Origin of the sequence: Streptomyces ferrugineus (assembly GCF_015160855.1) — a bacterium.
GTDB lineage: Bacteria > Actinomycetota > Actinomycetes > Streptomycetales > Streptomycetaceae > Streptomyces > Streptomyces ferrugineus.
The window spans coordinates 6,429,780-6,448,382 of record NZ_CP063373.1 but is presented as its reverse complement, the minus strand read 5'-3'; the positions used below and the strand labels follow the sequence as shown (position 1 = coordinate 6,448,382).

The 18,603-nt window shown below is 68.8% G+C and carries 17 protein-coding genes; 10 read left to right on the top strand and 7 right to left on the bottom strand.

What is annotated here, in order from left to right; all coding sequences use genetic code 11:
- Positions 1 to 120: 120 nt before the first annotated feature.
- Positions 121 to 1,056 (top strand): IclR family transcriptional regulator domain-containing protein, encoded by a 936-nt coding sequence (locus IM697_RS29085; RefSeq protein WP_194039057.1) that lies wholly within the window; start codon positions 121 to 123, stop codon positions 1,054 to 1,056.
- On the opposite strand, the gene IM697_RS29080 is transcribed toward IM697_RS29085, so the two are convergent.
- Genes IM697_RS29080 through IM697_RS29070 form a run of 3 tightly spaced genes read right to left on the bottom strand, consistent with a single transcriptional unit; the run spans position 971 to position 3,173 of the window.
- On the bottom strand, positions 971 to 1,906 hold the full coding sequence (locus IM697_RS29080) for a PDR/VanB family oxidoreductase (protein WP_194039056.1): 936 nt from the start codon (positions 1,904 to 1,906) through the stop codon (positions 971 to 973). The two genes, IM697_RS29085 and IM697_RS29080, sit on opposite strands and share 86 nt — an antisense overlap.
- A complete protein-coding gene (locus tag IM697_RS29075) occupies positions 1,903 to 2,106 on the bottom strand; it encodes a hypothetical protein (RefSeq protein ID WP_194039055.1) in 204 nt (67 codons plus the stop codon). Before IM697_RS29075 ends, IM697_RS29080 begins: the two co-directional genes overlap by 4 nt.
- Positions 2,103 to 3,173 carry an aromatic ring-hydroxylating oxygenase subunit alpha gene (locus tag IM697_RS29070; RefSeq protein WP_194039054.1) on the bottom strand — a complete coding sequence of 357 codons (1,071 nt, stop codon included), beginning with the start codon at positions 3,171 to 3,173 and terminating at the stop codon, positions 2,103 to 2,105. The genes IM697_RS29075 and IM697_RS29070 overlap by 4 nt, the downstream gene beginning before the upstream one ends.
- 1,056 nt (positions 3,174 to 4,229) lie before the next feature.
- Between IM697_RS29070 and IM697_RS29065 the strand changes: the two genes are divergently transcribed.
- The 8 genes from IM697_RS29065 to IM697_RS29040 all read left to right on the top strand — a co-directional run bounded on the left by IM697_RS29065 (position 4,230) and on the right by IM697_RS29040 (position 12,430).
- Positions 4,230 to 4,478 carry a hypothetical protein gene (locus tag IM697_RS29065; RefSeq protein ID WP_194039053.1) on the top strand — a complete coding sequence of 83 codons (249 nt, stop codon included), beginning with the start codon at positions 4,230 to 4,232 and terminating at the stop codon, positions 4,476 to 4,478.
- Between the two features lie 589 nt (positions 4,479 to 5,067).
- Positions 5,068 to 8,091, top strand: a complete 3,024-nt coding sequence (locus tag IM697_RS29060) for a glycoside hydrolase family 2 TIM barrel-domain containing protein (protein WP_194039052.1) — start codon at positions 5,068 to 5,070, stop codon at positions 8,089 to 8,091.
- Between the two features lie 476 nt (positions 8,092 to 8,567).
- Positions 8,568 to 9,125: a transposase family protein gene (locus IM697_RS45035; protein WP_228044217.1), complete on the top strand. Its 558-nt coding sequence runs from the start codon at positions 8,568 to 8,570 to the stop codon at positions 9,123 to 9,125.
- 264 nt (positions 9,126 to 9,389) lie between these two features.
- Positions 9,390 to 9,512 (top strand): hypothetical protein, encoded by a 123-nt coding sequence (locus tag IM697_RS45580; RefSeq protein ID WP_265582677.1) that lies wholly within the window; start codon positions 9,390 to 9,392, stop codon positions 9,510 to 9,512.
- An 87-nt stretch (positions 9,513 to 9,599) separates the two neighbouring features.
- A complete protein-coding gene (locus IM697_RS45575) occupies positions 9,600 to 9,728 on the top strand; it encodes a hypothetical protein (protein ID WP_265582676.1) in 129 nt (42 codons plus the stop codon).
- A gap of 277 nt (positions 9,729 to 10,005) precedes the next feature.
- On the top strand, positions 10,006 to 11,442 hold the full coding sequence (locus IM697_RS29050; RefSeq protein WP_194039051.1) for a carotenoid oxygenase family protein: 1,437 nt from the start codon (positions 10,006 to 10,008) through the stop codon (positions 11,440 to 11,442).
- 301 nt (positions 11,443 to 11,743) lie between these two features.
- Positions 11,744 to 12,190: an MFS transporter gene (locus IM697_RS29045; protein ID WP_194039050.1), complete on the top strand. Its 447-nt coding sequence runs from the start codon at positions 11,744 to 11,746 to the stop codon at positions 12,188 to 12,190.
- A gap of 111 nt (positions 12,191 to 12,301) precedes the next feature.
- A complete protein-coding gene (locus tag IM697_RS29040; RefSeq protein WP_322734530.1) occupies positions 12,302 to 12,430 on the top strand; it encodes a hypothetical protein in 129 nt (42 codons plus the stop codon).
- A 256-nt stretch (positions 12,431 to 12,686) separates the two neighbouring features.
- On the opposite strand, the gene IM697_RS29035 is transcribed toward IM697_RS29040, so the two are convergent.
- A complete protein-coding gene (locus tag IM697_RS29035; RefSeq protein WP_194039049.1) occupies positions 12,687 to 13,361 on the bottom strand; it encodes a TetR/AcrR family transcriptional regulator in 675 nt (224 codons plus the stop codon).
- Between the two features lie 146 nt (positions 13,362 to 13,507).
- Here IM697_RS29035 and IM697_RS29030 point away from each other — a divergent pair, with 146 nt between their 5' ends.
- Positions 13,508 to 14,635, top strand: coding sequence for an oxygenase MpaB family protein (locus IM697_RS29030; protein WP_194039048.1), 1,128 nt, complete (start codon positions 13,508 to 13,510; stop codon positions 14,633 to 14,635).
- A 147-nt stretch (positions 14,636 to 14,782) separates the two neighbouring features.
- On the opposite strand, the gene IM697_RS45030 is transcribed toward IM697_RS29030, so the two are convergent.
- The 3 genes from IM697_RS45030 to IM697_RS29015 form a co-directional block, all read right to left on the bottom strand.
- The gene (locus IM697_RS45030) at positions 14,783 to 14,920 is read right to left on the bottom strand and encodes a hypothetical protein (protein ID WP_228044216.1); all 138 of its coding nucleotides are present in this window, start codon (positions 14,918 to 14,920) and stop codon (positions 14,783 to 14,785) included.
- 460 nt (positions 14,921 to 15,380) lie between these two features.
- Complete coding sequence (locus tag IM697_RS29020) at positions 15,381 to 16,859, bottom strand: aldehyde dehydrogenase family protein (protein ID WP_228044215.1); 1,479 nt, start codon at positions 16,857 to 16,859, stop codon at positions 15,381 to 15,383.
- Positions 16,860 to 16,899: 40 nt separating this feature from the next.
- Positions 16,900 to 18,426, bottom strand: coding sequence for a carotenoid oxygenase family protein (locus IM697_RS29015; RefSeq protein WP_228044214.1), 1,527 nt, complete (start codon positions 18,424 to 18,426; stop codon positions 16,900 to 16,902).
- Positions 18,427 to 18,603: the final 177 nt, after the last annotated feature.

Genomic DNA, 18,603 nt, shown 5'->3' with positions numbered 1-18,603 from the left:
GACAGGTTGTGCGCAAGGCGCACAGTAGTGCGCAAGGTTGCTCAGCGGGAAGGTAGAAGCCTCAAGCGAATCCGGTCAATGGGTTCGCCGACAACATTGTCGACACAACTGGAGGTGGCGATGCCCGACGACGCTCGCGCACCACACTTCGTGAAGTCCTTCGAACACGGCCTCGCCGTCATCCGCTCCTTCGACGCCGACCATCCCGCGCGCACGCTCAGCGAGGTCGCCCAGACCTGCGACCTGACCCGCGCCGCCGCCCGCCGACTGCTGCTGACCCTCGCCGACCTCGGCTACGTCGACCAGGACGGCCGGCTCTTCCGGCTCACCCCGCGCGTGCTGGAACTCGGCTACTCCTACCTCGCCGGCTACACCCTGCCGCAGATCGCCGAGCCGCATCTGGAGCGACTCGTCGCGCAGGTGCGGGAGTCGTCGTCGCTCTGTGTCCTGGACGGCGACGACATCGTGTACGTCGCCCGGGTGGCGACCCGCCGCATCATGACCGCGTCCATCGCGGTCGGCACCCGCTTCCCCGCCCATGTGACCTCGGTGGGCCGGGTGATCCTCGCGCACCGGCCGGAGGAGGAGGTCGAAGTACTGCTCGGCCGTGCCGAGTTGAAGCCGCTGACCGAGCGCACCCTCACCACGCCGGACGCGCTGCGGGCGGAGCTGCGCCGCGTCCGCCGGCAGGGCTACGCCCTCGTCGACCAGGAGCTGGAGGAGGGGCTCAGGTCGGTCGCCGCCCCGGTGCGGGACCGGGGCGGCGAGGTGGTCGCGGCCGTCAACATCGCCGTGCACGCCGGCCGCAACACCGTCGACTCGGTGCGCCACGACCTGCTGCCGCCCCTGCTGGCGACGGCCGCCGCGATCGAGGCGGACCTGCGGATCACAGACCCGGGAGGACGGATCACAGACCCGGGAGGACGGATCAGAGATCCAGGAGGACGGATCACGGATCCAGGAGGACAGATCACAGATCCAGGACCAGCCGCTTCCCCCGGCACCGCGACACACAGATCATCATCGTCTCGCCGCTCTCCTGCTCCTGAGGCGTGAGCACGGAGTCCCGGTGGTCCGGGGTGCCGTCCAGGACGTCGGTCTCACAGGTCCCACAGGTGCCCTCGGTGCAGGAGTACAGCACCTCGACACCGGCCCCCCGCACCGTGTCCAGCACGGAGACCCCCGGCGCGACGGTCAGCGTCAGGCCGCTCTGCGCCAGCTCGACCTCGAACTCCCCGTCCTCACCGGCGGGTTGCTCCTTCGGCTGGAACCGCTCCACGTGCAGCACCCCGGCCGGGCACCGCTCCTCCACCGCGTCCAGCAGCGGACCCGGACCGCAGCAGTAGACGAGCGTGCCGTCGGGGACGTCGTCCAGCACCGAGGCCAGGTCCAGCAGTCCGCACTCGTCCTGCGGGGCGACGGTGACCCGATCGCCGTACCGCGCCAACTCCCCGGTGAACGCCATCGACCGGCGCGTACGCCCGCCGTACAGCAGCGTCCACTCGGCGCCCGCCGCCTCCGCCGCGGCCAGCATCGGCAGGATCGGGGTGATGCCGATGCCGCCCGCGATGAAGCGGTAGCGGGAAGCGGGCTCCAGCCGGAAGTGGTTGCGTGGACCGCGCACCCGCACCTTGTCGCCCGGCCCCAACTGCTCGTGCACATGGGCGGATCCGCCCCGCCCGTCCGGCTCCCGCAGCACCGCGATCCGCCAGGCGCCGCGGTCCGCCGGATCACCGCACAGCGAGTACTGCCGCTCCAGCTCCGGCCCCAGCACGACGTCGACATGGGCGCCCGGCTCCCAGGCGGGAAGCAGCTCGCCCAGCGGGTGGCGCAGCGTGAGGGCGAGGACGCCGTCGGCGGCCAGGTCCCTGCCGTCGACGACGAGTTCGGCTTCGTAGCCGGTCATGAGCTGATTCCTTGCGACTCACGGCCTTGTGACTCACGGCCTTGTGACTCATGTCCCTGGGGGTGGGCGAGCATCCACTCCCACATCTCCACCGGGTCCTGCGCGGTGTGCTCGCGGCCGCAGTGACAGGTGCCGTGCAGGACGTCGGTGCCCGGCAGCCAGTCGATGCGGTAGATCTCGCCGGTCGGACTGGTGCTCACAGGACCTTCTCCACGGGCTTGTCGCCCTCCTCGACCAGCCGGGCGAGGATACGGCGGGCGGCCAGGCCGCCGGTGTCGATGTTGATGCTCAGCTCCTGGTAGCCGTGGCGCTCGGTGCCGAGGGTCTTCTGCAGCAGGTTGAGGGCGGTGACGTCCTGCATGACAACCGTGTGGTTGTTGGCGCGCATGAACTCGGTGACCTCCGCGTCGTCCGTCGCCCAGTCCCGCGAGACCGCCCAGAAGTCGTACACCTTGCCGTCGCCGGCGGGCGTGATGGCGTACGTGATCTCGGTGTGGAAGCCGCCCGGGTCGCTGCCGTCCGGCTCGGGCAGCACACCGACCGGGGCGACGCGGCTGTGCAGCAGATACAGGCACGGGGCGTGGTACTCGATGTCCTGCCAGCGGTTGATCCGGCCCTCGATGCCGGTCGATTTGGCGTAGAACGGCGGGCACTCGGCGTCGTCCATGTGCCGGCTCACCCGTACGATTCCCGCCCCCTCGTCGACCTCGGTGGTGATCGGCGTCTCGGCGACCTCGGGGGTGCCGATGTAGCCACCGTGGAGGTAGGTCTCGTGGGACAGGTCGAGGAGGTTGTCGACGAGGAGGCCGTAGTCGCAGTCGATGGGCTCCATGCCGCGCACGGTGACCCAGCCCGGGGAGTCGAGGTGCTTGGCCCGCGGGATGCTCTGCGGGTCGGCGAGCGCCGGGTCCCCGATCCACACCCAGATCAGCGAGTCCTGCTCGATGACCGGGTAGGAGGCCACGCGCGCCGTGCGCGGGACCCGCTTCTGCCCCGGCACATACACACACGTGCCGGTCGTGTCATACGTGAACCCGTGGTACCCGCACACGATACGGTCGCCGTCCAGCCGGGTCGGGGCCTCGGACAGCGGGTAGCGGCGGTGCACACAGCGGTCGTGCAGCACGACCGGCGTCCCCTCCTCCTCCGTGCGGTAGAGCACGAGGGTCTCCCCGAGGATGGTCCGTCCGAGCAGCTCGCGCCCGACCTCATGGCTGTAGGCGGCGACGTACCACTGGTTCCTGGCGAAGGCAGTCGTGTGCGGCATGGCGTTCCCGTCCCTGTCGGCGGGGCGTCGTCGCCCCGCGTGCCGTGGTTGGAATCAGGGTCGTGAGGCTTGCGTCGGGTCGGCAAGGCGGCTTCTGTCAGGCGGAAGAACTTCTATAAAGAGGCTGGTCAGAGCCTTGTTCTGTCAACCCCTAGTCGCCAGAGTGGAGTGCCGCGTGGTGCGGCCATTCGGTTCGCGCTCCGGGGAGTCGGAGGCGGCGACGGCGAGTGCGACTACTCGCAGCGTGGCGTTAATCGCCCAATAATGCCCACTTGGTTTCAATTGCGATACTTCTCTATCGGTGGATGCTCGGTACAGCGGCAAGAATCAGCATCGCTGCAGGTCAACCGCTGTTCGTTTTGGAGTCTGGGGCCCTCGGGTCGAATCCGGGTCGAATCCGTACCCTTTCAGGCTGTTGAGCCTGTTGCCGCTGGTCAGGGTTGTGTGAGGTCCGCGTGCTGGTTCGCCTTGCGGATGGGGATGGCGCGGCGCACAGTCGGGCCGATGAGCCGCTGAAGAGGCACTGAATGGCGGTGGTCGGCTGCCAGGGGCGGGGCTGACCAGCGGATTCTTCGCTGCTGGTAGCGGTCGCCTTTCGTGATCATGTCCTGCGGAAATGTCTTCAGGCGGGACGGCTGATGCGTGACGGCCCGGGATTGATGGTTCCTGGCCGAAACCGACCTGCCGGGCGTGTCAGGAGCCGCCCGGTGGCCGGGCCATGTGGCCGAGGGCGCGCCACCTCGCGCTCTCGCAACATCCGGTACACCCCCGGAACTGCCATTCCTTGGCGCCGACATCAGCACAGCCTCGGTCGGCTCGCCGTCACCAACGCCGAACTGGAGAATTTTGGTACCTAGACGAGTTCATGAGTCCGCCAGGCCCCTTGAGTGGCGCTCATGTAAGTCCTGCTCAGGGCTGGGCAGTTGGGGGGTGCGCATTTTCTGTGCCAGATCGGCACTGCCGCGCGGGGTGGCAGGCGCCCGTGCGCCCGCGGCGAACGGGGCAGTCTGGAAGCCCGCTTCAGGGGGTGACACGCCTCGGGACACCTGGGACACCGTGGAGGCGGCCGAGCAGGGCCGGTCGACGGAATTCACCTCGCTGTACGAGGTGAATGGCATCCTGACCGGCGCCAGTGAGGACATCGCGCTGGACCTGATCCGCGAGGGTGGCAACCGCACCGTCGGCCTGGTCTTTCGTCGTGCGCGGAAAGACGGCCCGAGCATCAAAATGCGACCGATCGGGCAACTTGGGCACCGGGTGTTCGCCCTGGTAAGGCTCGTGGGCGAGTTGTCGGCGGCTCAGTAGTAGATCGTCTCCCCAGCGCGGGACTCTGTCATTCCGGTGAGATCGCGGTTTCTCCGGGATCGGCCTGTCGCCGTCGAGTAGCGGCGCGCACGAACCCCGTGATCGCTGGCGTTCCCGGACCGGTGCGCCAGACAGTCACACGCGAGAGTGACCGAAGTGGACCCCGATCGCGCGACGCCGTAGAAACGTGACAACAGGGCCTCCCGGAGCGTTCGGCGTGTCGACATCGCTTGAGCTACCAGGAGGCTGCGCTCCTACGCAGGCCAGGCGCCGCAGTCACCCGATCGAGGTGACCCGTGATCCGGGGCAGGCAGCTGCAGTCGTCCCCAGCACAGAAGCGGTGCCGCACGAGGTGCCCCCGACGTGCAAAAGACCACTCGGCGCCACGGGCGCGGCGTCCTTCTCTCCCCTACCGGGCGACCGCCCAGATGCCACGTCGCTCAAACGGCAGCGTGCCGGGATCGAGGCCGAACAGCCGGGCAACCGGGCCGGCGCGCCCGTCGAGACTGCAGTGGCGGGAGCGTCTTCCCGCAACACGCCTTCGATAGTACGGTCGCGCGCATCACCCGAGCCCGTCCGGAGGACTGGCATGCCCGCACGCTATTTCGAGGACTTCACGCCCGGCCGCGGGCGGCTGGCGCCGCGCGCGGTCCTGGACTCCGACGCCCCCCGGATCGACCTCAACGGGCAGTGGGCGTTCCGGTTCTCGTCGGCGCTGCGGGCCGAGCCGGACGGGTTCCAGGACCCGGAGTTCGACGACGGCTCCTGGGACGCCCTACCGGTCCCCTCGCACTGGCAGCTGCGCGGCTACGGCCGGCCCGTCTACCTCAACATCGCCTACCCCATCCCGCTCGACCCGCCCTTCGTCCCACAGGAGAACGAGACCGGTGACTACCGCCGCGTCTTCGACCTGCCGGACTCCTGGCAGGGCATGCCGGCGGTAGTGCGCTTCGAGGGAGTGGACTCCTGCGCCCGGGTCTGGCTCAACGGCACGGAACTCGGCGTCACCTACGGCAGCCGCCTGGCGACCGAGTTCGACGTGACCGCGCTGCTGCGGCCCGGCCGCAACGTGCTGGCTGTGCGGGTGCACCAGTTCTCCGCCGGCACCTACCTGGAGGACCAGGACACCTGGCGCCTGTCGGGCATCTTCCGCCACGTGGCCCTGCTGGCCCGCCCCGCCGGCGGCATCCGGGACGTCTTCGTCCACGCCGACTACGACGACGTCACCGGCGAGGGCCGGCTGCGCGTGGACGTGGACACGGACGCATCCGTGCGGATCAGCGTCCCCGCCCTCGATGTCCACGACCGGTCGGCCGACAACGAGCTGCGGTTCCCGTCAGTACGCCCCTGGAGCGCGGAGGACCCACACCTCTACGAGGCACACCTGGCGACCAGCAGCGAACGTGTGCGGGTCCGGTTCGGCTTCCGCACCATCACCATCGACGAGAGCGGCGTCCTGCGGGTCAACGGAAACCGCGTCCTGCTGCGCGGCGTCAACCGGCACGAGTTCGACCCCGACCACGGCCGCACCCTCTCCCCGGAGGCCATGCGCCGCGACGTGGAGCTGATGAAGCGCCACAACATCAACGCCGTCCGCACCGCCCACTACCCGCCGCACCCCGCCTTCCTCGACCTGTGCGACGAACTCGGGCTGTACGTGACGCTCGAATGCGACCTGGAGACCCACGGCTTCGAGTACGCCGACGCCACCATGTGGGAACGCAACCCCTCCGACGACCCGCGCTGGCAGGCCGCCTACCTGGACCGCATCGAGCGCACGGTCGAGCGGGACAAGAACCACCCCAGCATCATCATGTGGTCGCTGGGCAACGAGGCCGGCGACGGGCAGAACCTGCGCGCGATGGCCGACTGGGCACACCGACGCGACCCCTCCCGCCCGATCCACTACGAGGCCGACCGGCTCTGCGAGTACACCGACATCCACGCCCAGATGTACCGCCCGCCCGCGGCCGTCGCCCGCATCGGCCGCGGACAACTGCTCCCGGGCGAGATCCACTACCCGGCGCGCGCCGGCTCCGGCGACCCGGCCGACGATCCGCGCAACCGCATGCCCTTCCTCCTCACCGAGTTCGCCCACGCGATGGGCAACGGCCCCGGCGCCCTGGCCGAGTACGCGCAGCTCTTCGACGAGTACCCGCGGGTGCAGGGAGGCTGGGTGTGGGAGTGGATGGACCAGGCGCTGCGCACGCGCGACGCCCAGGGCCGAGAGTTCTTCGGGTACGGCGGCGACTTCGGCGAGGACCTGCACGACGGCAACTTCTGCTGCGACGGCCTGGTCTTCCCCGACGGCACCCCCTCGCCCGGGCTGTTGGAGTACGCCAAGGCCATCGCCCCCGTCCGCATCAGTACGGGCCGCGAGCCCGGAACGCTGAGCGTCGAGAACCGCTTCGAGGTCCTGGACCTCTCCCACCTGCGCTTCACCTGGTCGCTCGCGCGCGACGGCGTCGAACTCGCCGCAGGCACACTGCCGACGCCGAAGGCCCCCCCGGGCGACCGCGTCGAACTGCCGCTGCCCGCACCGGCCCTGAGCGCCGCCGACGGTGATGGGGAACTGTGGCTCACCGTCCAGGCGGAGCTGGCCGAGCCCGCCGACTGGGCACCCGAGGGCCACGTCATCGCCTGGGGACAGCTCCAGCTCGCCGCACCAGCCCGCGCCCACGCGCCCGCACCCCTGCTGAGCCCCCACGCCGCGGACGGGTTCATCACGCTCGGGCCCGGCCGGTTCGACCACGCCACCGGCAGCCTCCTCGACCTCGACGGACTGCCCCTGCAGGGCCCCACGCTGGGCCTGTGGCGCGCACCCACCGACAACGACCGCGGCTGGTCCCAGCGCGACGCCGCCTACTGGAAGGAACGCGGCCTGGACCGGCTGCGCCACCGCACGGTCTCCGTCACGCCCGACGCCGAGGGCCTGACCGTTGTGGTCCGCAGCGCCGCCGCCGCCGTCCCCTGCGGCTACCTGACGACCTACCGCTGGGCCAGCGACGGGAGTGGCCTGCGGCTCCACGTACACACCGAACCGGTCGGCCACTGGCCCGAACGGGCGGACGCCTTCGCCGACACCATGGTGGACCCCGACCTGCCGCCCGAAGAGCACCAGGAACTCCTGCGCCGCAACACCTCCCGGTCCCTGGCCCGGATCGGTCTCGACTGGCAGCTCCCCGCCCACTGGTCACAGGTCGAGTGGTTCGGCGCCGGCCCCGGCGAGGCCTACCCGGACTCCCGGCAAGCGGTCCGCGTCGGACGGTTCCACACCACGGTCGACCAGATGCAGACGCCCTACGTACGCCCGCAGGACAACGGCAACCGCACGGACGTACGGTGGGCCGAGGTCAGTGACGGCTCCGGCGCCATCCACATCCGCGGCGAGGAACTCTTCCACCTCTCCGCCCGCCGCTGGACCGACCGGCAGCTCGACGCGGCCCGGCACCAGACCGAGCTGACCCCCGGCCCGCTCGTGCACCTGCACACCGACCACGCCGTCCAGGGCGTCGGAAGCGCCGCATGCGGACCCGGCGTCCTGCCCCAGCACCGCCTCGAACTCGGCACCGCCGACTTCACCCTCAACCTCACGCCTATCCACCGCCCATGACACCGAAAGCCGGTCCGTCCCCGCGGGCGGACCGGTCCAGCGGTGCCCGGACATCCCACCCGGGCACCGCAGCACAGGGCACGCACCGGGGACGGCCGACAGGCTCACCTACTCCGCTCCACGGCGCCGCCGCGCCAGCGAACACACCAGATCCGAACGCTGCCGAAGCCGCCCCGGCCGCCGCACGACATCCTGCGCGCAGCGTACGGACGAGCAACCGACCCCGGGCAACGGCTGCGAGAGTGGTCGCCCAGCGCATCGAAGAGGCCCGTGAACGACGGAACGCAACCTCCGTTCGATGCAGGGGCCGTTGCGTGATCGCGTTTCGTCCGGAGTGCCGTGCTGGCCCCTCCTTGGAGGGGACGTCCCGGTTCGGGCGGGAGCGGACGCAGTGCAGGCACGGTCTCAGTGATCATGTGAGTGTCGAAGTCCCATGAACACCTGGCGAGTCCGTGCCTGCTCCTGCATCTTCTCCCATGCCCACCGCGCTGGCCCAACTGGGCCGGACTGCCGCGCCGGTCCCGCTGGCGGACGCGGTCGCACTGTCCGACTTCCTGGATCTGGTGCCCGACCCGCGAGGCGTCCGTGGCCGCCGCTACCGGTTGTCCGCCCTGGTCGCCGCGGCCGCGGCGAGTGTCCTGGCCGGTGCCCGCTCGCTCACCGCGATCACGGAATGGATCAGCGACGTCCCCGCGTGGGCCTGCCGGGTTCTCGGCTTCCCCACCGACCCGCTCTCCGGCACCGTGTCCGTCCCGCACCCCCACACCCTGCGCCGTCTCGTCCAGCTCGACTGCGACGCCCTGGACCGGGCGATCGGCGACTTCCTCACCACCCGCGCCGCCCCGGCCGGCCCCGGACTGCGGGCGATCGCTGTTGACGGCAAGGCCCTCGCGGCTCGCGCACCCACGTCACCGGGCACGTCACCCTGCTCGCCGCGATGGACCACACCGGTCACGTCCTGGCCCAGCGTCAGGTCGCCGACAAGAGCAACGAGATCCCCACCTTCCGGCCCCTGCTGGACAGCGTCGACCTGACCGGCACGGTCATCACCGCCGACGCCCTGCACACCCAGCACGCCCACGGGCACATACCTCCGCGAGCGCGGTGCCCACTACATCGCCCAGGTCAAGGCCAACCAGCCTGGTCTCTTCGAGAGGGTCCGCCGCCTGCCCTGGCGTGAGATCAGGCTCGACCACTACGACCGCACGCGGGCCCACCACCGCCTGGAGATCCGGCGGCTGAAGACCGCCGCCTTCGCACACCTCGACTACCCCGACGCACGCCAGGCCCTTCAAGTCGTGCGCTGGAGGAAGGATTTCACCAGCGGCAAGCTCACCATCGAGCGCGTCTACCTGATCACCAGCCTGCCGCCCGGCGCGGCTACCGGCGCCCAGCTCGCCGACTGGATCAGAGGGCACTGAAAGATCGAAAACCTTCTGCACCACGTCCGCGACCGCACGTTCCGCGAGGACGACTCCAAGATCCATGCCGGCCATCTCCCACGCATCATGGCCGGCCTGCGCAACCTCGCCATCGGCGTCCACCGTCAGGACGGCCACACCAACATCGCCGCCGCCCTACGCCACACCGCTCGCAACTGGAGAAGGCTGCTGACCGCCCTCGGCATCACCGGATGAACCCGGACAGACGTCGATCATGCAAAGGACCCTGATAGCAACTCCAAGTTGGGACTATTGTCCTGCCATGAGGGACGGTAGGCTCGAAGTGGACGCGTGGCGATAGTCGTGCACGATTCGCCTTACCAGTTGCGGATTTGACGCCACTTTACCTTGAGTTCGGAACCTGTACTTCGCCTGAACTCCTACAGCTGCAGATGTACGGTTCCATCAAGATCCCAATCAACAGGCTCCATGTCTCGACATGCAGGATACACTTCAGCGAGGAGGGGCCTCCATGTGGGACTCCGACAACATGTTTCTCAACGGGCCTTACGCACCCTGGCGCGAGCAGGGCGAAGCCTTCGATCTGGAGATCGAGGGCCGTCTGCCGGACGAGCTGAATGGTGCGCTGTACCGGATGAACACCAGCCAGTTCTACCGCCCGGAGGATCCGAGCCGGTACCACTGGTTCGACGGTGACGGCATGGTCAGCGCCCTCTTCCTGCGCGACGGTCGCGCGACCTACCGCAACCGCTACGTGGAGACCGCGGGCCTGAAGGAGGAGATGGAACTGGGCCGGTCGATCTACGGCGGTTTCATGAACGGCAGCGCTACCCCCCTTCCGCCCGGCGCTTTCCCGAAGAACCCCGCCAACACGCACGTGACCCTCTTCGACAAACGCCTGCTGGTCTTCTCCGTGGGCCCGCCGCACGACCTGCGGCCGGACACCTTGGAGACCGTCAGCCAGTGCTACGACTTCGGCGGGGGAATCACCGGTCCCATAGGTCCCCACTTCAAGATCGACCCGGCGAACGGAGACTTGCTCACCCACGACAACATGGACGGCGCGGTCACGTGGTATCGAGTCGATCGCCACGGGAACGTCCTCGACCGTCACTCGGTCGACCTGGGGGTCCCCACCTTCACCCATGACTACGTCGTCACCCCCGACTACGCGATCTTCCTGGTCAGCCCAGCAATGGTCCGCTTCGAGAGCATGCTCACGGGTCGGCCGGCGACGACCTGGGAGCCGGAGACGCTGGACACCTGCCGTTGGGCTGTACTGCATCGCAGGACTGGTGAGGTCACCTGGGCGGAGGCCTCTGATGCCTTCGCCCAGACCCACTTCCTCAACGCTTACCAGGACGGCACGAAGATCGTCATCGACGGGCACCGCGTCGACCAATTCGGCCCCACTCAAAAGGATCTGGAGTCACCGCCGCCGGGCGGGGACTGGAACTGGTGGTTCAAGCGCATGGTCGCCACCCCCTGGCGCTGGGAACTCGACCTCGCCACAGGGAAGACGAAGGACAGCCAGCTCACCGACGTACTGGGGGAATTCCCCAGGATCAACGATCAACTGACCGGCCTGTCCCACCGGTACGGCTACTACGCGACGACACGCGGAGCCGGCGACTGGTTCACCGACGGTCTGGCCAAGCACGACCACCTCACGGGCGAGACGTCGATCCAGACGCTCGACGGTGTGCTGACCTCACCCGGTGAACCCGAGTTCGTGCCCCGTCCCGGCGCCACGGCCGAGGACGACGGCTGGCTGCTGTCGATCTGGTGGGACCCAGCCACCGACCGCAGCGAGGTCATCGTCCAGGAGGCCCAGGACTTCACGGCCGCACCCATCGCCCGCATCAAGCTCAACCACCGGGTTCCCATGGGATTCCACGGCAGCTGGTCGGACGCCGCCGAACTCGACGCAGCCGTCAACACCGGCTGACAAGGCGGGCATCCGTGGGCCGATGCTGTGTCAAGGCACTCCCATTGTCCCCCGGACGCCGGTGCCTGGCTCATGCCGGCAGCTTCCTCGCAGGCAACTACGGCGACTCTTCCTGGTCCCGCGCGTCTTCTCGGCGCACGGTGAGAGCACCTCCGCACCGCGAGAGACCTTCACCCAGGCTTCCCGATTCCGCGCTGTTGCCGCCCCCGTCTTCCGTTCTCCGCCTGGAGGCCCGGCATGTCGTCCAGCACCGTCACGCCCAGGACAGCCTGCGGTGTGGTTCCCGCTCGGACTGGTTCTCGTGGCTGCGCAGACCTTTCAGATCGTCGTCTTCCCCAATCTGCTCGAAGCCCTGCGTGCCGAGCCCGGCCGGCATTTGTCCCCTGGCGGTGCCGGCCTGATCGGGAGCATGATCTTCCCGGCGATGTCGGCAGGCGCCATCGCCGCTGTGCCGCTGGCCCGCCGTCTCGGGCGCCAGCGGGCGACACTCACCGCTTTGCTGTGGTCCACGCTCTGGTCCGGTGCCTGCCCGGTGGCCGGAGCCCATTGGCAATTGGGGCTCCTCCGAATACTGACAGGCATCGGTACGGGCCTCGCCATACCGCTGGTCCTGAGCTTCGCCCGGGACGCCACCGCGAGGCGCAAACACGCGATCCTGCTGGTCCTGCTCGGAGTCCCGGTCGGGGCATCGCCACCCAACTTGTCGTCGGCTCCCTGCCGGTCGAAGGAACTTGGCGCCTCAGGATGACCCTGGGTGCCGTCGTGGGGATCATCGGTCTCGCCCGTTCCCCGTGGCTTCTGCCGAACGGGAGCGGGCACCGGCCAGGACACTCGCCATGCCGACAATCTCCCGCGCATCATGGCCGGCCTGCGCAACCTCGCCATCGGCGTCCACCGTCAGGACGGCCACGCCAACATCGCCGCCGCCCTACGCCACACCGCTCGCAACTGGAGAAGGCCCCTGACCGCCCTCGGCATCACCGGATGAACCCGGACAGACGTCGATCATGCAAAGGGCCCTGCCGTTCGATCGCCCTGCCTCCGTGATCGGTACGACAACGGCTACTTAAGGTGATTTGCCATCGGTTGGTCCGCTGACCTGCGGCTGAAGGGTGCTGGAGCTCAGTGTGCCTCCGGGTTGTATACCCGCTGTTCCCCGTGGTTCCCCGCACGACCTGGCACGCGTTTGGCACGAGTCATTCGGCGTCGCACCTCTCCAGGGCCTGACTCGCGGTTCCTCTTGGTCAGCAGTCCGGCGTCTCGGGTACGGCGAGCATCCGGCGCGCGAACAGTTCGCAGGTGGCGCAGACTTCCTCGAATGCGAGGCTTTCTTGAGCAAGAAGTAGTTGTGCGCCTGTGCCTCGCAGGAGGCCGGTGATGGCGGCTGCCACACCAGCTGGCTCGACGTCCTGCCTGATCTTGCCGTGTCCCTGGCCGGCGCGTACGAACTCCTCGATCTTCGTGCGGATCCGGACGTCGAACTCGCGGAACGCATCTCGGAGCACTGACTCCGCCGGCAGCGCCGCACCCCACATCGCGAAGAAGGCGCGTGCCTCGTCCGGGTTGCGGTGGATCCAGGTGAGGTACGAACGGATCATCACGGTAAGCGACTCCAGCTCATCCCCGACGAGGGCCTCCACGACCTCGACGAGGCCGCGCTGACTCTCGTGCGCCACTCGTTGCAGAAGGGCGACCTTGGAGCCGAAGTGGTGATTGACCAGGCCCCGGCTGTAGCCGGCCTCCGTGCCCACGTCTGCCACTGACGTCTGGTCGACCCCTCGCCTGGCCACAAGTCTGCTGGCCGCTGCCAGCAATGACTGTTCGGCCTGATCACGCCGCTCCTGCTTGGTACGCGTGGCCTTGGCCTGCTCGGCGTCGCCGAGATCGGCGTCGGCAGTGATGCGAGGGGTTGACGGCATAGGGCGAGATTACTACCTTGAAAAAAGTTGCTGAACGCTTAACAAGCGACTTGGTCGTAGGTGAGCTGTGAGAGGGACGCTCCCGGGATCGGGACTCCCGTGTTCGGCCGCCTGCGTCGCCCATCAGTGAACAAGGGAGTTTCGGTATGGCCGCCACAGACAAGGCCCCAGAGGCAGTCAGCCGGGTCAATCGCGTCGTCACCAAAGAGCGTCTTCTCGGCACGGAGTCGCGGTGGCGCCGCTTCGGTGAACCGACCCCGGCAGGCGGCTCGCTCAAGGAGGACGGGACTCCGGATTACGGCGTCTTCGGGCCGGGGAGCGTCGCGTGGGAGGTCCTCCTGCACCCCGCCACGATCTTCTTCCAGAGCCCGGCACAGTTCATCCTCCAGCTCACGTACAAGCCGATCCTTGCCGGAGTGCGTGACTGGGACCCGATCTCGCGCAAGGCCCGCAAGGGTGAGCTGACGATCTTCGACCTCTTCGACCGGGCCCAGCGCAACTCGGGCATCCACACCCCGATGTGGCTCGGCGACACTGCTACCGCTCGGCGGGTCGCCAAACACCTTCACAACATCCACGCCAAGGTGGCAGGCGACGTCATCGACATCGGTCACCCCGAACTCGGCGGATACGACGCCAACGGTCCCCGGGAAGCCATGTGGGCCGCTCTCACCGAGATGCACACGATGCTGTGGGTCTACGAGAACCTTGCCTTCCGCAACGGCAGGCCGCCGCGTCGGCTCCCCCCTGAGCAGCGGGACAAGTACATCGCAGAGGTCGCCGATTACTGCCGCCTGTTCGATTCCCCCGAGGGGGAGATCGCCACGACGATGGCGGAGCTGAAGGCGCTGTACGACAAGTACGACGAGCTCTTCAAGCCCAGCCGGACCATGGGCATCATTCCCGCCACGGGCCAGAGCTTCCACACCATCCAGAAAGCGTCCGTCAAGAAGAACTTCCACATCTCGCAGCTGCGTGTGCACGCGCAGCTCGTGTTGAGTCAGAAGATCTTCGCGTACCCGATCATGGGGGCGGCGTCCGGAAAGACGCGACGGAACATGGGAGTCGGGCCCTTCAAGGACAAGGTGGCCGTGGCGTCGACCAAGTTCATGCTGCCGCTCATCTGGCTGGCACAGCAGCCGTGCGTGGAACGGCGGATGATGCGCATCATGTGGGGTCCCGATGCGGTGAAGCTGATTGAGTCCGCACGGGCCCTCCATGACCGAGCGAAGCAAGGTCAGCTCGGCGACGCCGCCGACGAGGTTGTCGCGTAGAGCGATCGACCGTTTCCCCGCAAGAGTGATCTTTAAAGGGCGTTACGCAAGGCTCTGAGCTGGGCATCTCGTTGTGTGGCCGGGGTTTTACGTGCTGAGCAGCTGCTGTCGCGGCCAGGCGCCGAGATGGCGGATCGGGGCGTGGTCCTAGTGGGCCGCTTCCATGGCGACCACGGCCTCCGTGAGCGGCCGTAGGGACTCCGGCAGATCGGCCAGGTGGAAGGCGAAGCTGGTGGGGAGCGCCCAGTGGGTGGCGGTGACCGGTCGGGCGCCGTTGTGGATCATCGCCGTCGCCAGACCGATGGACTGGCGAAGCGCAGATCGCCGCCGCTCTCGCAGGCGATCAGTGCGAAGCGCGGCGGTGCGGGCCAGGGCTGAGCGCCAGGCACGCAGTCCGCGCGCAGCGGGAAGCGTGCCGAGGAGAAGGTCCTCCGGTCTGGGGCTGGAGTGCCCGATCGTGAGGGCCGACGAGGACGGCAGCCCGGTGGTCCGGCATCGCGGCCGGCTCAAAGTCGCTGACCGAGCGACCGCGCGGCTTTGCGTCGGCCGGGTCACCCGCACCGGCCGGCGCATGACGGCCGGTCGACTCCAGGGCCGTTAAGTCCGGCACTGCTGACGAAGAAGAGCGTGTCGCCCAGCATGGAAGAGTCTGCGGTCCGGCCAGTACTCCTGGCCGGACCGCAGGGGCCGCAGAAGCGTCATGGCCCAAGTCGCCGTTCTTGACGGTGGCTCCGACCGGCTCTGCTCAGAACGGGTACCGCTCGATCTTCGCCTGCGCGGTCACCCACTGCACCTCGGTGAAGGTGTCGAGGTTGGCTCCGCCGCCGAAGCGACCGCCGGCCGCGGACGCCTTGGCGCCGCCGAAGGGTGCCACGGCCTCGTCGTCCACGGTCTGGTCGTTGATGTGGACGGCGCCGGACTCGATGCGTTCGGCGAGTTCCAACGCGCCGAACACGTCGTCGGTGAGGATGGCGACCGACAGGCCGTACTCGGAGCGGTTGATCAGCTCGATGGCCTCCTCGACGGTTTCGTAGACGGAGACGGGGGCGACCGGGCCGAAGACCTCGTCGGTGTACGCGGGGGCGTCGTGAGGAACGTCGGCCAGGACGGTGGGCCGGTAGAAAAGCCCGTCGTAGCTTCCGCCCGCAGCCAGCCGCGCACCCTGGGACACGCTGCGGGTGACGATGTCGTGGACCCTGTCACGCTGGCGCTCGTCGATGATCGGGCCGAGCATGTTCTGCGGATCGGTCGGGTCGCCGACGGTGATGGCCCCGGCCTTCTGCGCGAGCTTGGCCACGTACTGCTCGGCGACGGAGGCGTGTACCAGGTGACGCCCCGTGGTCATGCAGATCTGTCCCTGGTGCAGGAAGGATCCCCAGGCGCCGGCCGACGCGGCCGCGTCGAGGTCGGCGTCGGGGAGTACGAGGAGGGCGTTGTTCCCGCCGAGTTCCAGGTGCACCTTCTTCAGCAGGGGCCCGGCGGCGGCACCGATCGCGCGGCCCGCGGCCGTCGAGCCGGTGAAGGAGATGCAGGGCACGCCGGGATGGGTCACCAGCGTCTCACCGACATCGGCGCCGCCCGGCAGCACGTGCAGGAGCCCTTCGGGCAGCCCCGCCTCGGCCAGGAGCTGGGCGAGAGCCAGTCCTCCCGAGACCGGGGTGCGCGGGTCGGGCTTGAGGATGACGGCGTTGCCCAGGGCGAGCGCGGGCGCCACCGAGCGGATGGAGAGGATGGCGGGAAAGTTGAAGGGCGATATGACCCCGACCACCCCGAGGGGGACCCGGCGGGCGAGCGACATCCGTGGCCGTGTACTGCGCAGCAGCTCGCCGTAGGGCTCCGCGGCGAGGGCGGCGGCCTGGAAGAGCTCGGAGACCACCAGACCTGTCTCGAAGGCGGCCTTGCCCGCTCCCGACCCGGCCTCGGGAACGAGCCAGCGCACCAGACGGTCGGGATCGCTCTCCAGGGCGAACGCCGCGCTGCGGAACACCTCCGCCCGCTGGTCGTAGGGCAACCGGGCCCAGTTCCGCTGGGCCTTGGCTGCGCGTTCGACGGCTCGGTCGACGTCGGCGGGTGAGGCGGCGCCGACCGTGGTGAGCAGCCGGCCGGTGGCCGGTGCCGTCACTTCGAGGGTCCCGCCGTGGCCCTGGATCCAGGTGCCGTCGAAGATCCTGCCGTCCCATGGCAGGCGGTCGGGGGCTGACGAGGTCTCAACTGTCGTGCTCAAGGTGGTCTCCGGGGTCGGTGGGCGGCTCAAGGGGGGCGGCTCAGTGCCTGTCGCTGAGGGCGGACACGCTCTTGTCGAGGACGGCCTGGTCGGCCCAGCTGCCGTGGAAGCCGAACGGCACCCGCACGGGCAGCCGGACCTGGGCCAGCGGCTCTGCGACGAGGTCGGACGCGTCGTGGATCAGCAACTCGCTCAGACCCGTCTCGGGGTTCCACCACAGGGTCAGCAGATAGCCGTCGTTCTCACTGGCCGGGTTGTCACGGGGGACGAACACCGGCTCGCTGGGGCTGGTGAGCGGGTGCGGTCCCTCGACGACGGTCGTGGAGTCCTTGAGGTAGTCGTGTACGGCCAGGCCGTCGGTCATGGTCTCCGGCGCCAGGTCGCGGGTGGTGACGAAGTAGCCGTAGCGGTGCCGGCGGCCGACGTAACCGTCGTTGATCTTCGGGAATTCGCCGGCGACGCCGGAGACGCGGCGGTCACTGACCTTTCCGGTCGTCGTGTCGATCCGCCACTGCCATGAGTAGCCCGGGGGGAACCACTCGTGGGAGCCGAGCGGGGTGAGCGCGTCGGCGGGGCTGCCGATGCGGGAGATCCGGTGCATGTCGATGACGACCTCGTCACCGGTCTCGTAGGCGTTGTAGAAGTGTGTGGGCGCGAGCATGCCGCCGGCCTCGTACCACTTCACCTCGTGGGTACGACGGTCCATGAGCACGATCTGGGTGCCGTGAGGCAGCACCGACTCGTCCCAGACCACGCCGGGGCGGCCCTGGGCGATCAGGTCGAGACGGAACAGGTTGGGCGCGACGAAGAAGATCGCGTAGTTCTCGCTCACGACGAAGTCGTGCATGAGTGCCGGGATGCCGATGTCGATGGTGTGGGAGTCGATGACCTGCCCGGTCCGGACATCGGCGCGGTACCAGGTGATGACGGGGCCGGTGGCGGCGAAGAACAGCAGGTCGCCGGTGGCCGGGTCGGTCTTGTAGTGGGCGGTGCACAGGACGTCGATGCCCCCGTGGAAGTCGTAGGCGCCGTACGTCTCCAGTGTCTGCGGGTGCATCGCTGTCGGCAGACCGCCCTCGAAGTAGACGAGCAGGTGGTCGTCGAAGATGCCCACATTGGTGTTGGCCACGTTCTTCGCGGGCGGGGCGCCCTTGGGCAGTCGCCCGGGCGTGCCACCGTTGACGAAGCCGCTGTAGACGGCCTCGCCCTGCTCGACCTCGAACTTCATCGAGTCCGTCGCCACCCAGCCGGTACGGAAGGCCGCCTTGCCGTCCCGCAGGTAGAGCCCGGCCACCATCCCGTCGCCCTCCCACCAGTGGTAGCGGTCCAGGTTGCGGGGCTGGAAACGGGGGTTGGAGGAGATGCGGAACAGCGCACCCGCGAGATCCTCCGGAATGCTGCCCTTCACGGGCAGGTCGTAGCCGTGGCTCTCCTCCGCCCACGGGGAGAAGGGGCCGTTCAGCCACTTGTTCTCCGTCGGCCAGTTCTGGCTGGGGCCGGCAGGCTGACCCTGCGGCGCAACGGACATCGGTGTGGTCGCGACCACGGGGACGGACGGGGTGCTCATGAAGTCCCTTTCATGAAGTCCCCCTCGGCGGGGAACAGCCTCTGCGCCGGGGCTCTTCGGCTCATGGGCCGCTCCGCTGCCCGGTGGACACCACTTCGTGCCCGGCCCGGTCATCTTCGGATGTCGTCCTGCGCGTGTCCTCGGCGCCGTACGACAGATTCGCGCCCCGGCTTTGTC

What these genes read in the sequence shown, in the direction of transcription:
- IM697_RS29085 (WP_194039057.1), top strand. Translation starts at nt 121, where the DNA reads ATGCCCGACGACGCTCGCGCACCACACTTCGTGAAGTCCTTCGAACAC.
- IM697_RS29080 (WP_194039056.1), bottom strand. Translation starts at nt 1,906, where the DNA reads ATGACCGGCTACGAAGCCGAACTCGTCGTCGACGGCAGGGACCTGGCC.
- IM697_RS29070 (WP_194039054.1), bottom strand. Translation starts at nt 3,173, where the DNA reads ATGCCGCACACGACTGCCTTCGCCAGGAACCAGTGGTACGTCGCCGCC.
- IM697_RS29060 (WP_194039052.1), top strand. Translation starts at nt 5,068, where the DNA reads ATGCCCGCACGCTATTTCGAGGACTTCACGCCCGGCCGCGGGCGGCTG.
- IM697_RS45035 (WP_228044217.1), top strand. Translation starts at nt 8,568, where the DNA reads ATGCCCACCGCGCTGGCCCAACTGGGCCGGACTGCCGCGCCGGTCCCG.
- IM697_RS45575 (WP_265582676.1), top strand. Translation starts at nt 9,600, where the DNA reads ATGGCCGGCCTGCGCAACCTCGCCATCGGCGTCCACCGTCAGGACGGC.
- IM697_RS29050 (WP_194039051.1), top strand. Translation starts at nt 10,006, where the DNA reads ATGTGGGACTCCGACAACATGTTTCTCAACGGGCCTTACGCACCCTGG.
- IM697_RS29040 (WP_322734530.1), top strand. Translation starts at nt 12,302, where the DNA reads ATGGCCGGCCTGCGCAACCTCGCCATCGGCGTCCACCGTCAGGACGGC.
- IM697_RS29035 (WP_194039049.1), bottom strand. Translation starts at nt 13,361, where the DNA reads ATGCCGTCAACCCCTCGCATCACTGCCGACGCCGATCTCGGCGACGCC.
- IM697_RS29030 (WP_194039048.1), top strand. Translation starts at nt 13,508, where the DNA reads ATGGCCGCCACAGACAAGGCCCCAGAGGCAGTCAGCCGGGTCAATCGC.
- IM697_RS45030 (WP_228044216.1), bottom strand. Translation starts at nt 14,920, where the DNA reads ATGATCCACAACGGCGCCCGACCGGTCACCGCCACCCACTGGGCGCTC.
- IM697_RS29015 (WP_228044214.1), bottom strand. Translation starts at nt 18,426, where the DNA reads ATGAGCACCCCGTCCGTCCCCGTGGTCGCGACCACACCGATGTCCGTT.